Source organism: Flavisolibacter ginsenosidimutans, assembly GCF_007970805.1.
Classification (GTDB): domain Bacteria; phylum Bacteroidota; class Bacteroidia; order Chitinophagales; family Chitinophagaceae; genus Flavisolibacter; species Flavisolibacter ginsenosidimutans.
In genome coordinates this window covers 1,640,548-1,653,090 of sequence record NZ_CP042433.1, presented here as the reverse complement: position 1 = coordinate 1,653,090, position 12,543 = coordinate 1,640,548, and the positions used below count along the sequence as shown (strand labels likewise).

Genomic DNA, 12,543 nt, shown 5'->3' with positions numbered 1-12,543 from the left:
GCTTTTTCTTTGTTTATTGCAAATTGTCTATTGCATATTGTGTTTTACGGGAAAATGCCCAACTCGGCATAGCTCGTTCCTACTTTGTTGATGGCAACCACGTACGCGGCTGTGCGCATGTCCGGTATTTGCGGGTTGCGGCGCCACTCGTCCATAATTTCTTTTGTGGCCGTTACCATTGTTTCTTCCAATCCGCTGTGCACAAGGTCCACTTCTTCAGGCCCGTGTAAAATGAACTGCTTTTCTCTTGTGCTTACTTGTTTACTTGTAAGTTCTTCTATCTGTCCAAGAATGTGCGTGTTCATGTTTTCGGTAAAGCGCTTCTCCATGCGGCCGTACCGAACGTGGCTTAAATTCTTCAACCACTCAAAGTAAGAAACGGTAACACCGCCGGCGTTCAGGTACATGTCGGGAATAACGATAGTTCCTTTCTGCGCAAAGATTTCATCAGCTTCGGGTGTCAGCGGGCCGTTGGCACCTTCGCCGATAATTTTTGCTTTCACCCTGGGTGCGTTTTCACCGTTGATAACATTTTCCAAGGCCGCAGGAATCAAAATGTCGCAATCGTATTCAAGCGCATCAGTGTTCTTGGCAAAGTTTTGCGCACCCGGAAAGTTGAGAATAGAACCCGTTGCTTTGCGGTGTTCAAAAACAGCATCAACGTCTAAACCACCGTCACTCCAAATAGCGCCTTCGTACTCGGCAAGCGCAATAATTTTCGCGCCGGCCTGTTGAAAATATTTTGCCGCGTGATAGCCCACATTTCCCAAGCCTTGCACAATCACTTTCTTGCCTTCAACGCCGACCGTCAATCCTAATTTATCCATCACTTCGTGCATGTTGCACACCTCGCGAACGCCAAAGAAAATCCCAAGACCTGTGGCTTCCCTTCTTCCGCGAACACCGCCTTGCGTAACGGGTTTGCCGGTTACGCAACCCGCAGCGTCAATTTCGCCGGGGCGAAGGGTTTGGTACGTGTCCACAATCCAGGCCATTTCGCGTTCACCGGTTCCGTAATCGGGTGCGGGAACGTCGGTGCCCGGACCAATGAAATTTTTCTTTACCAACTCAGAAGTATAACGGCGTGTGATTTTTTCCAGTTCGTAAACGGAATATTTTCTTGGGTTGATTTTGATGCCGCCCTTGCCGCCACCAAAGGGTACGTTTACGATGGCGCATTTATAGGTCATCAGTGCGGCCAGCGCCATTACTTCATCCTGGTTTACTTCGGCCGCAAAACGGATACCTCCTTTACAGGGCGTTTTGTGATGCGAGTGTTGTACGCGATAAGCCTCGATAACTTCGATGCGGCCATCGTCCATGCGCACGGGAAATTTCATTTGGTAAACGGAATTACAGGCCTTGATTTGTTCCAATACACCCGGATCCCATTTGGTGAATTTGGCGGCCTTGTCAAAACTTTTTTCTACCGAACCGAAAAAGCTATATTCTGCTGACATAAGGGTTCATTTAAGAATTATGATTGTTTTTTTCAAGCTTCGTTAGTTTGCGATCGAGGCGAATGAGATACAAAATAATGCCGGCGAAAATGGTAACGATGATGGCTACGACAACGAAAATTTTTCCGTTGCTGCGAAGATTATCGGCCATTTCAACTTTTTCCTGAGCTGCGGCAAAAAGATGGAGCAATAAAATCGAGGAGAGTAAAACTATTTTCCTGTTCATTGTTCAATAAGCAGTTTTTTTTCTGAAAGATATTTCATGCGCACCTTGAGGCTGGTGATCCAAACGCCAAGCAGGGTCCAGCCAATGATGGCAGGGTAAAACACAAAGCGCATTTGCGGCGCAAGAGCTTTAAAATCAAGTGCAGGATTGGATGTTTGTTCTCCGCCCGGTGCTTGACCTCCCGGATGTAAACTTGGAAGCAGTCGCGGAATGATCCAAATAGCGGGGAATAAAAATGCAAAGGCGAAAATATTGTACACCGCACCGATGCGGGCTTTCTTGTCAATATCATTAATAGAATCGCGCAACACGAGATAAGCGAAATAAATCAGCAAGGCAATCGCAGCGCCAATGAGCTTTGGTTCTTTGGCAATTTGCGAAAAGGATTCGTAAGCGGGACGATTGGGATCAACCCAGGTGAAGGACATCCATATCGTGCCCGTTGCATAACCCAACAAGCCGAACACAATGCCCGTGGTAGCAAAGGCTCTGGATTTAATGTCGTGCTCCAAATTGTTCGTGCGCAAATAATAAACGGCTTGCACCACCGATGCCGTAAAAAGGATCATCATGGCAAACCACATGCACACGTGAAAATAAAGATTGCGGATTGTTTCCTGCAGATTGGGAACTCGCGGAATGTTGTCCCACAACAACCCTGCTGTTAAGGTGTAAGCCAACAAAACAATGCAGAGTATTTTCCACCACCATTTGTTCATTTGACGGGTGTTTAAGAAGTAGCAATCGTTAATTGTGGCGCAAAAATAAGGGAGAATGCGATTAGCTGATGTGATGATTAGCAGATTGGCTGATACTTTTAAAACGACCTATCCTTATCAAAATAATCACTCATTCAAAGCAGGTTGTGAACAAACAACAGGAAAAATTGTGTTGTTAAAGTCATCAGCTAATCGAATCAATCTTTCCAAAGAAAGGGAAAGAGAATAATGGCGAGAAGCACAACCAATCCATCCGAAGCAAACAGGAGAAGCACGTTTGCAAGCGGAATAACTTCAGTTGCTTTAAATACGGCCGAACAGGCTTTCATTAATAAAAGCAGTTGCGGAATAATAATGGGAAAACCCAAAATGGCCATAATGGCCGCGTTCTGTTGTGCTTTGGCTGCAATGGCTGCGAGAAACGTGAACACAAGACTTAAACTCCACCCGCCGAGAAACACCAGGCCGATGAAGGCCAGGGTTTGCTGAACGGGATAGGTAAGAAATAACGAGAACAGTACGGCGCTCAAAAAACTCATCACCAGCATGAGCAGTGAATTAAAAAGCAGTTTTGCCAAAACAAATTGTTGCGGAGATGCGATGGACTGGTAATACAACATGCGGCCACGGCTTTCCTGTAAAAAACTCTTGGCAACGGCATTGATGGAAATGAACAATTGAATGATCCAGAAAAGGCCAATCCATGTGCGGCTGTCCGGGCTTTCAATAGCCATGTACAAGACAAAAATAGTGGCGCCTACGTAAAGCAATACGCCGTAAAAAGCATATTGCTGGCGGATTTCCAGCAGAAGGTCTTTTTTGAAGAGAGTGATGATTTGTTTCATTGCGTTCTATTCAAGCGCTCCGTCCAGCGTAAAGCACACGCGGCAACGCGGCTCATAAGCGTTTTTTGCGCCCAGCATAATTTGTGCTTCATTCGGAATGATGCGGTAAGAGTAATTGGCAATGCTGCCGCATTTCATGCAAATGGCGTGAAGCTTTGTAACGTAATCGGCCTTGGCCATGAGAAAGGGCATTTGTCCAAACGGTTTGGCCATAAAATCCATGTCGAGGCCGGCAACAATAACCCGAATGCCACGCAATGCAAGCTCGTCGCAAACATTAGCGATCTCATCATCAAAAAACTGCGCCTCGTCAATGCCTACCACGTCCACATCTTGCGCTAGCAACAGAATCTTCTGCGAGTTGTCAATGGGCGTGGAATGAATGGCGTTCTCATCGTGTGAAACGATTTTGATTTCATCATAGCGTACGTCAATGGCAGGCTTAAAAATTTCCACTTTCAGGTTGGCAATTTTGGCCCGCTTCAGGCGGCGAATCAACTCTTCTGTTTTGCCCGAAAACATCGAGCCGCAAATCACTTCAATCCATCCGCGTTTCCCGCTGCCTACAAGTGGTTCAATAAACATCTATCGAAAAAATTTTGGTTGGTGGGCTAAATTGGCGAAGCGTTAATACTTTTAAGCACAAATTTTCGTTCACCTTTAACGCCGTTTCAAAAAAACGAAAGTATTGCAATCATGGAAAGAATTCACACGTTGATTGATAAATTGTATCAACAAAAAGCACAAGACGCTTCGCCGGCGCACCTCCTGTTCACCGTTCAATTGTTGCAGCAGGAACTCTCCCAATTGCAAAGCCGCAACGGTTCTTTCAATACAAAAAAAGTAGCGGTGACCTTGCCGGTAAGTTTCAATTTAACCGAAGAGTCGTTGCGGGTGCCTTATAGCGAAAGCGCTAAAGAAAAAGAAGTTTTTGTGCTGGATGAAGTTGCAGCGGAAGAAAAGATGAAAGAAGAACCCGTGATAAAACAAACGCCGATTGCAACGCCAAAAGAATACGTCTTGCAAAAGCCGGCGGTTGCCGAAACCCGATTTAGCGAACTTGCATCCGCTGTGAAAGAAGAACCCAGGCCTGCTTACGCACAACCTGCTTATTTTAATACGGCTTTTGATGCGGTAGCCGAAGCGCCAACGCTGCCTTTTACCGAGCGCAGAGAATTGCACCAAGTGATAGCAGAGAAAAAAGAGTCGTTGAACGACCGATTGAAAGAAGAGAAAACCGAAGTGGCTCATGCCTTAAAGGAAACACCGATTAAAGATCTGCGCAAGGCCATTGGCATCAACGACCGATTTGTTTTTTTGCGCGAACTGTTTCGTGGTGATGAGGCAATGTACGAACGCAGCATCAAGACTATCAACAATTTTAATATTTATTCAGAAGCCGAATATTGGATTGCCCGCGAACTGAAGCACATACTTGGCTGGCAGGACAACAACGAAACCGTGAAGCATTTTTATCAGTTGGTCAGAAGGCGGTTCTCCTGAATAAATTGAAGAATGCTTTCGGTAGCGCCGGTATTCTCCTCCACGTAATCTTTTGCTTTTTTGCTTACCGCTTGCAGGTATTGTTCGTCTGCGAACAATTGCTCTGCAAGCTTATTTATTTCGTTTGCGTCGGCAACGCTAAAGCCTCCGCCCGTGGCAATCAGGTCTTTTGCTTCCCGGTACTTTTTGTAATTGGGGCCGAAGATGACGGGCTTTCCCCAAACCGCCGCTTCCAAAATATTATGAATGCCGTCTCTTGTAAAACCGCCCCCGACGTAGGTTATCGTTGCGTGTTGATAAAGGCGGGAGAGAAGGCCAACGTTATCAATAATTAATACCTGTGATTCGCCTGTTGCCTGACTTTGGTTCTGCAAAGACGAATACAACATTGCGTTGGGAAACAAGGTTTGCAATTGCCGCACGTGATTTTCGTTGATTTCGTGGGGCGCAAGAATGAGTTTTATTTCCGGATGGGATGTCGCGAAATCTTTCAACAAATTTTCGTCGTTAGGCCAGGTACTACCGGCAACGAGGCATTTTTTGCTTTGAAGAAAACCATTAATAAACGGAACCGGGGCGCCGGCCTTGCCAATTTCTTTTACGCGGTCAAACCGTGTATCGCCGCCAATGCGGCAATGGTTGATGATATTTCGTTTCAGCAATTGCAAAGAAGCTTCGTCCTGTACAAAAATCTGCCGGAACAACTGAAGCATTCTGCGAAAAAAGCCACCGTAGGATTTAAAGAAAATCTGGTCTTTCCGAAACACGGCACTTACCAATAAAAGCGGCACGTGACGAAACGCTGCAACGGAAAGATGGTGATACCAAAACTCGTATTTCACAAACACGGCAAGCGCTGGTTTTACGGTTTTGATAAAACGCTTTGCGTTTTTTTCCGTATCCAGTGGTAAATAACAAATTGCATCGGCAACCGAATAATTCTTAGCAACTGAATAACCCGAAGGAGAGAAAAAGCTGATGAGTAATTTATAATTCGGATAGGACTTTTTCAGCGCTTCAGCAACCGGCTTTCCCTGCTCAAATTCGCCCGCCGATGAACAGTGCATCCAAATGTACCTGTCGTTTTCATCAATTTGTTTTGACAAGGTTTCGAAAACATCTTTTCTTCCGTTCAGCCAGGCCGCAGCTTTTTTGTTCCAGAGCGAAGCAAGGGCGACGGCCGCATAATAAAAACGAACGAATATGTTGTAAAAGAGGAGCAAATTCGGGCTTTAGGCGGCAAATCTAAAACCCGGTGTCCAAAGCAGTTTCCCTATTTTTGCGACCGCCAAAAACAATCTTGGAATTTGGATCTTGAAGCCAAATTCCAAATTTCAAAATTCAAAATTTATTATGCGTCCACTTCAAATGGTTGACTTGAAACAGCAGTACCAAAAAATCAAAACAGAAATTGATGCCGCTGTTTTAGGCGTGCTGGAAAGCACCGCTTTTATAAACGGCCCTGCCGTACAACGTTTTGCCGCAGCGTTAGCGCAATACAACGGCGCTAAACACGTCATCCCTTGCGCCAACGGAACCGACGCTTTGCAAATTGCCATGATGGCGCTTGACCTGCAACCCGGCGACGAAGTCATTACGCCTTCATTTACCTATATTGCCACCACCGAAGTAATTGCACTCTTAAGGCTTACCCCGGTTTTTGTGGACGTGGACCCGAAAACTTTTTGCATTGACCCCGCTGCCATTGAAAAAGCCATCACGCCAAAAACGAAAGCCATTGTGCCGGTGCATCTATATGGACAGGCGGCAAACATGGACGAGATTATGCGCATTGCTTCCGCTCACAATTTATACGTGGTAGAGGACAACGCACAGGCAATTGGTTGTGATTATACGATGAAAAACGGCGGTGTGAGAAAAACCGGCAGCATTGGAACGATTGGCACGACATCGTTCTTCCCGAGCAAAAACCTCGGCGGTTACGGCGATGGCGGTGCGATAATGACCAACGACGATGCGCTTGCAGAAAAGTTGCGCATGATTGCCAACCACGGACAAAAAGTTCGCTACTATCACGAAATGGTTGGCTGTAACAGTCGCTTGGATACCCTGCAGGCCGCCGTTCTTGAAATAAAACTGAACCACCTTGACGAATACATCAACGCACGGAGAAGCGTAGCCGATTATTACGATAAGGCTTTTGCAAATCATCCGGCCATAACCACACCTTTCCGCGCCGGTTACTGCCGTCATGTTTTTCATCAATATACTTTAATCCTCGAGGGTATTGACAGAAACGGCTTGCATGATTATCTTGCGGCCCGAAACGTACCGTCTATGATCTACTATCCCGTGCCTGCCCACCGGCAAAGGATGTTTGAGGCATTTGGTTCTGCGGCCACGAACTTAGCGAACACAGACTGGCTTACCGAACGTGTAATTTCCCTTCCTATGCATACCGAGCTTGATGAAGAACAGTTGCACTTCATCACGTCTCAGGTCCTTAACTATTGCAACCAATAAAAAAACTAACAAAAAACACTCAATGAAAATCACAGTTGTAGGAACGGGCTATGTAGGCCTTGTAACCGGAACTTGTTTAGCGGAAACCGGAAATCATGTTTGTTGCGTAGACATTGATCAGCGCAAAGTAGAAAAGCTGCGCAACGGCATTATGCCCATTTACGAACCCGGCCTGGAAAAATTATTTGAACGCAACCTGAAAGAGGACCGCCTGAGCTTTACAACTTCTTTACAGGAAGGCATTGATCACGGCGAAATCGTTTTCCTTGCCTTGCCAACGCCTCCCGGCGAAGACGGTTCTGCCGATTTGAAATACGTATTGGGTGTAGCTGAAAACATTGGAAAAATTCTGACCGATTATAAAGTCATTATCGATAAAAGCACCGTTCCAGTAGGCACTGCCGAAAAAGTGCAGGCTGCCGTCGCAAAGAATTATGACGGTGAATTTGACGTGGTTTCCAATCCCGAATTTTTGCGCGAAGGCGTGGCGGTTGAGGACTTTATGAAGCCCGACCGCATTGTGATTGGTACGACTTCGGAAAGAGCACAAAAACTACTCACTGAACTATATGCACCCTACGTTCGCCAGGGCAATCCCATTATTTTTATGGACGAGCGTTCGGCGGAGTTGACCAAATATGCGGCGAACGCATTTCTGGCAACGAAGATTTCGTTCATGAACGAGATTGCACAGCTTTGTGAACGTCTTGGCGCCGACGTGGACATGGTGCGTCGCGGTATTGGCAGCGACGACCGGATCGGCAAACGCTTTCTTTTCCCCGGCATTGGTTACGGCGGTAGTTGTTTCCCCAAAGACGTGCAGGCGCTGGTATTTTCTGCGAAAGAAGTTTCTTACGAGTTCCAGATTCTAGACGCCGTTACCGAAGTTAACAAGCGGCAAAAAGTTCATCTGGTCAACAAAATCAAACGTTATTACAACAACGGTTTAGCAGGAAAGCACTTCGCCATTTGGGGACTTGCGTTTAAACCAAACACCGATGACATTCGCGAAGCGCCGGCTTTAGAAATTATCAATGCTTTGTTGGAAGCCGGTGCAACCGTGGCCGCATTTGACCCGGAAGCCATGGAAAACGTAAAAAATATTGTTGGCGATAAAATTGTCTTTGCTGAAACGCAATACGATTGCCTTCAAAATGCCGATGCGTTAATCATTGCTACCGAGTGGAACGAGTTCAGAACACCCGACTTCGACAAAATTCTCGAAGCCATGAAAGACACGGTTGTTTTTGACGGCCGTAATTTGTTCGACATCGAGCAAATGGAAAAGAAAGGCTTCCACTACGAAAGCATTGGCCGGCCACTGGTAAATCAACCTAAGCTTGTATAAAAATGACGAAGCCAGAAGGAAGACTTCTGGCTTCAACTTGTACCGCTGACAAATGCCATAAAAAATTTTGCATGAAAAAAAGAATCTTAATAACAGGCGGGGCCGGCTTTTTAGGTTCTCACTTGTGTGACCGTTTTATTAACGAAGGCTACGAGGTAATTGCCATGGACAACCTCATCACGGGTGACCTTCGCAACATTGAGCACTTGTTCCCTCTTAAAGAGTTTACTTACTACAATCACGACATTACCAAGTTTATTCACATCCCGGGAAAGCTTGATTACATCCTGCATTTTGCTTCGCCCGCAAGCCCGATTGACTATTTGAAAATTCCCATTCAAACCCTGAAAGTTGGGGCAATGGGAACGCACAATTGTTTGGGTTTGGCCAAGGCGAAAGGTGCTACTATGCTGATTGCTTCTACATCGGAAGTTTACGGTGATCCGCTGGTGCATCCGCAAACTGAAGAATATTGGGGCAACGTAAACCCCATTGGCCCGCGTGGTGTTTACGACGAGGCCAAGCGTTACATGGAGTCTATCACAATGGCCTATCATACTTACCATAATGTGGACATTCGCATCGTGCGCATTTTTAACACCTATGGTCCGCGCATGAGACTTAACGACGGCAGAGCCTTACCCGCTTTCTTTGGCCAGGCTTTGCGCGGCGAAGACATTGTGCTTTTTGGCGACGGTTCGCAAACCCGTTCTTTTTGTTACGTAGATGATTTGATCGAGGGCATTTACCGTTTGTTGTTAAGCGGTTACACGCTTCCGGTAAACATTGGTAATCCATCCGAAATTTCCTTGCGCGACTTAAGCGAAGAGATTTTAGACCTTACCGGGCACACCGGCAAAATTACGTATAAGCCCTTGCCCAAGGACGATCCAAAGCAACGTCAACCGGACATTACAAAGGCCCGTACTCTGCTCAACTGGGAACCGAAAGTGAGCCGCGAAGAAGGTTTGCAAAGAACCTACGAATATTTCCGTTCGCTGCCGCCCGAAGAATGGGTGAAAAGTCCGAAAGAATTTTACAGCGTAAAGTGATCAAACAGCAACGGCAATGGGCAATTAGGAAAAGAGCGTCTCTTCTGCTAATTGCCCATTGCTTTTTCGTTTGATGATTGCTGATTGGTCATTGCCAAATATATTTGCCCCCTCAAAAAGAATCATGTACCAAGACCTTGTTGCGAAAAAAGAAAAGTTAGCCGTTATCGGTTTGGGTTACGTCGGTTTGCCCATTGCCTTAGAATTTGCCCGTAAAATTCCCGTTATCGGTTTTGATATCAGCGAGAAACGCATTGAGATGATGCGCAACGGCGTTGATCCAAGCAACGAATTAACAAAAGAAGCCTTTGAAGGTTGCGATATAGAATTTACTTCCTGCCTGGACGTGCTGCGCGGGGCAAAATTTTTTGTCGTTGCCGTACCTACTCCCGTTGACGAACACAACGTTCCCGATTTAAAGCCTGTAAAGAAAGCGTCGGAAACCATTGGCAAGGTGATAAAGAAAGGCGACTACGTAGTGTTTGAATCCACTGTCTACCCGGGCTGCACTGAAGAGGACTGTCTGCCGATTATTGAAAAATTATCGGGCTTGAAGAATTGCACTGATTTCAAATTGGGTTATTCGCCTGAACGCATCAACCCAGGCGATAAAAAGCACACGCTACGTTCTGTGGTAAAAGTGGTTTCGGGCTGCGACGAAGAATCGCTGGAAGAAATTGCAAAGACCTATGAATTGGTGGTGGATGCTGGTGTGCATCGCGCCTCCTCAATCAAGGTTGCCGAAGCCGCAAAAATTATTGAAAATACCCAACGCGATTTGAACATTGCCTTGATGAATGAGCTTTCCATCATCTTCGACAAAATGAACATTAACACCTACGAAGTGTTGGAAGCCGCGGGAACTAAATGGAACTTTTTGAAATTCAGTCCGGGCCTGGTGGGCGGTCACTGCATTGGCGTTGATCCTTACTACTTAACGTATAAGGCAAGTGAACTTGGATATAACTCAAAAGTAATTCTTGCCGGACGCTATACGAACGACAACATGAGCGTGTACGTGGCCCGAAAAGTGGTGCGGCACATCATTAGCAACGTTGCTGATGTAAAGAGCGCTAAGGTGCTGGTTATGGGCGCCACATTTAAGGAAAACGTGAGTGACATCCGCAATTCGAAAGTGGCGGATGTGGTGAAAGAATTGAAGGAATTTTACGTGAACGTAGATGTCATTGACCCACATGCCGACAGCGAAGAACTACAGCACGAGTATGGTTTCGGGCTTACGGAGAAAGCAGGCTGCGACTACGATGCCGTTATCATTACCGTTTGCCACGAGCCGTATGCCGATTTGGACGAAGCTTATTTTTCTTCCATCACCAAACCTCACGCCATGATTGCCGACTTGAAAGGCATCTATCGCAACAAGATCACTAATCGAAATTATTGGAGCTTTTAATTATGCCGTTTTATCCAACATCCATTCCTGATTTGTACGTTTTTGAACCCCGGGTTTTTGAAGACGAACGCGGCTATTTTTTTGAATCTTACAGCGAGAAAGCTTTTCGCGATATAGGCCTCGACATTACGTTTGTTCAGGACAACCAATCGTATTCGAAACACGGCGTTATCCGTGGCTTACATTACCAGTTGAACCCTCACGCTCAATCCAAGTTAATCCGGGCCATTAACGGTGCCATTCGCGACGTGGTGGTGGATATTCGCACCGGCTCAGCAACGTACGGCCAAACGTTCTCGATTGATTTGACAGCCGACAACAAAAAGCAATTGTTTGTACCGGCTGGTTTTGCCCACGGCTTTTGCGTGTTGAGCGAAACAGCGACTGTGATGTACAAGTGTGATGCTTTTTGGAACAAGGAAGCTGAAGGCGGCATCCGCTTCGATGATCCTGCACTCAACATTGATTGGGGTTTGCCTTTTGATGAATTGGTGCTGAACCAAAAAGACTTCGATCTGCCGCTTCTTGCCGATTGTCAAAACAATTTTGTTTACGAAGCAAAAGCAAAGGCCGTTGTCTAATGGCGGATAAACAAACCATTCTCGTTACGGGCAGCAACGGTCAATTGGGAAGCGAACTGAAATACCTTTCTGCACAATTCACAGCTTATAATTTTGTTTTTCTTACCCGATCCGAACTTTCGTTGAACGACGACCACGCCATTGCAAAAACGATTGAAAGGCACAAGCCTTCTTTCGTGATTAACTGCGCGGCTTACACGGCTGTTGACAAAGCAGAATCGGAAAAAGAAGAAGCGTTTCAGATTAATGCGAAGGCGGTTGGCACACTGGCAAAGGCCTGTGCACAGTACGGCATAAAATTCATTCACATCTCTACCGATTACGTTTTCGATGGCACGAGAAAAACGCCATTGAAAGAAGACGATGCCGTTAACCCCATTAACGTTTACGGCGAAAGCAAACGGGCGGGCGAAGAAGCGGCCTTGCAAAACAATCCTGCTGCCATCATCATTCGCACCTCGTGGGTCTATTCTTTTTACGGAAAAAATTTCGTGAAAACCATGATGCGCCTGATGAACGAAAAAGAAAGGATTAATGTGGTGGCTGATCAATGGGGCTCACCAACCTATGCGGCGGATTTGGCCGAAGCCGTTTTGCAAATTGTTCAATCACCAAACTGGCAACCGGGCATTTATCATTTCAGCAACGAAGGTGTAATTACCTGGTTTGATTTTGCAAAAGAAATTGCGGCGCAGATCCATACAAACTGTGTTGTTCAGCCTACCACAACCGATTCTTTTCCTACTCCCGCCAAACGGCCGCTTTATTCGGTGATGAGCAAAGAGAAGGTTCAAAAGCAATACGGCATTGTTTTAAGAGATTGGAAGGAAAGTTTACGGCGTTGCGTTCAAAAGTTATCGGCGTCCGTCCAATAGCTTTGCAAACAGTCAGACGAACGCACTGGCTCACTA

13 protein-coding genes are annotated in these 12,543 nt (G+C 46.1%); 7 read left to right on the top strand and 6 right to left on the bottom strand.

What is annotated here, in order from left to right; translation table 11 throughout:
* Positions 1–44: 44 nt before the first annotated feature.
* The 5 genes from FSB75_RS06840 to FSB75_RS06820 form a co-directional block, all read right to left on the bottom strand.
* Positions 45–1,460 (bottom strand): Glu/Leu/Phe/Val family dehydrogenase, encoded by a 1,416-nt coding sequence (locus FSB75_RS06840; protein WP_146784674.1) that lies wholly within the window; start codon positions 1,458–1,460, stop codon positions 45–47.
* A gap of 10 nt (positions 1,461–1,470) precedes the next feature.
* On the bottom strand, positions 1,471–1,686 hold the full coding sequence (locus FSB75_RS06835; RefSeq protein WP_146784672.1) for a CcmD family protein: 216 nt from the start codon (positions 1,684–1,686) through the stop codon (positions 1,471–1,473).
* The gene (locus FSB75_RS06830) at positions 1,683–2,405 is read right to left on the bottom strand and encodes an ABC transporter permease (protein WP_146784669.1); all 723 of its coding nucleotides are present in this window, start codon (positions 2,403–2,405) and stop codon (positions 1,683–1,685) included. Before FSB75_RS06830 ends, FSB75_RS06835 begins: the two co-directional genes overlap by 4 nt.
* A 197-nt stretch (positions 2,406–2,602) precedes the next feature.
* Positions 2,603–3,250 (bottom strand): heme exporter protein CcmB, encoded by a 648-nt coding sequence (locus FSB75_RS06825; RefSeq protein WP_146784667.1) that lies wholly within the window; start codon positions 3,248–3,250, stop codon positions 2,603–2,605.
* 6 nt (positions 3,251–3,256) lie between these two features.
* The gene (locus FSB75_RS06820; RefSeq protein WP_146784663.1) at positions 3,257–3,835 is read right to left on the bottom strand and encodes a thymidine kinase; all 579 of its coding nucleotides are present in this window, start codon (positions 3,833–3,835) and stop codon (positions 3,257–3,259) included.
* Between the two features lie 111 nt (positions 3,836–3,946).
* Between FSB75_RS06820 and FSB75_RS06815 the strand changes: the two genes are divergently transcribed.
* The gene (locus FSB75_RS06815; protein ID WP_146784661.1) at positions 3,947–4,753 is read left to right on the top strand and encodes a hypothetical protein; all 807 of its coding nucleotides are present in this window, start codon (positions 3,947–3,949) and stop codon (positions 4,751–4,753) included.
* Here the strand turns inward: FSB75_RS06815 and FSB75_RS06810 are convergent.
* Positions 4,726–5,976: a 3-deoxy-D-manno-octulosonic acid transferase gene (locus tag FSB75_RS06810; RefSeq protein WP_146784658.1), complete on the bottom strand. Its 1,251-nt coding sequence runs from the start codon at positions 5,974–5,976 to the stop codon at positions 4,726–4,728. The genes FSB75_RS06815 and FSB75_RS06810 overlap by 28 nt on opposite strands.
* A gap of 130 nt (positions 5,977–6,106) precedes the next feature.
* Here FSB75_RS06810 and FSB75_RS06805 point away from each other — a divergent pair, with 130 nt between their 5' ends.
* The 6 genes from FSB75_RS06805 to rfbD all read left to right on the top strand — a co-directional run bounded on the left by FSB75_RS06805 (position 6,107) and on the right by rfbD (position 12,507).
* The gene (locus FSB75_RS06805; RefSeq protein WP_146784655.1) at positions 6,107–7,237 is read left to right on the top strand and encodes a DegT/DnrJ/EryC1/StrS family aminotransferase; all 1,131 of its coding nucleotides are present in this window, start codon (positions 6,107–6,109) and stop codon (positions 7,235–7,237) included.
* A 22-nt stretch (positions 7,238–7,259) separates the two neighbouring features.
* A complete protein-coding gene (locus tag FSB75_RS06800) occupies positions 7,260–8,585 on the top strand; it encodes a UDP-glucose dehydrogenase family protein (protein ID WP_146784652.1) in 1,326 nt (441 codons plus the stop codon).
* Between the two features lie 71 nt (positions 8,586–8,656).
* Positions 8,657–9,637 (top strand): UDP-glucuronic acid decarboxylase family protein, encoded by a 981-nt coding sequence (locus tag FSB75_RS06795; RefSeq protein ID WP_146784650.1) that lies wholly within the window; start codon positions 8,657–8,659, stop codon positions 9,635–9,637.
* 124 nt (positions 9,638–9,761) lie between these two features.
* Positions 9,762–11,051, top strand: coding sequence for a nucleotide sugar dehydrogenase (locus FSB75_RS06790; RefSeq protein WP_146784648.1), 1,290 nt, complete (start codon positions 9,762–9,764; stop codon positions 11,049–11,051).
* Entirely contained in the window at positions 11,039–11,632 is a 594-nt protein-coding gene (rfbC, locus tag FSB75_RS06785) for a dTDP-4-dehydrorhamnose 3,5-epimerase (protein WP_227990808.1), read from the top strand. The genes FSB75_RS06790 and rfbC overlap by 13 nt, the downstream gene beginning before the upstream one ends.
* Positions 11,632–12,507, top strand: coding sequence for a dTDP-4-dehydrorhamnose reductase (gene rfbD / locus FSB75_RS06780; protein ID WP_146784646.1), 876 nt, complete (start codon positions 11,632–11,634; stop codon positions 12,505–12,507). The genes rfbC and rfbD overlap by 1 nt, the downstream gene beginning before the upstream one ends.
* Positions 12,508–12,543 lie beyond the last annotated feature (36 nt).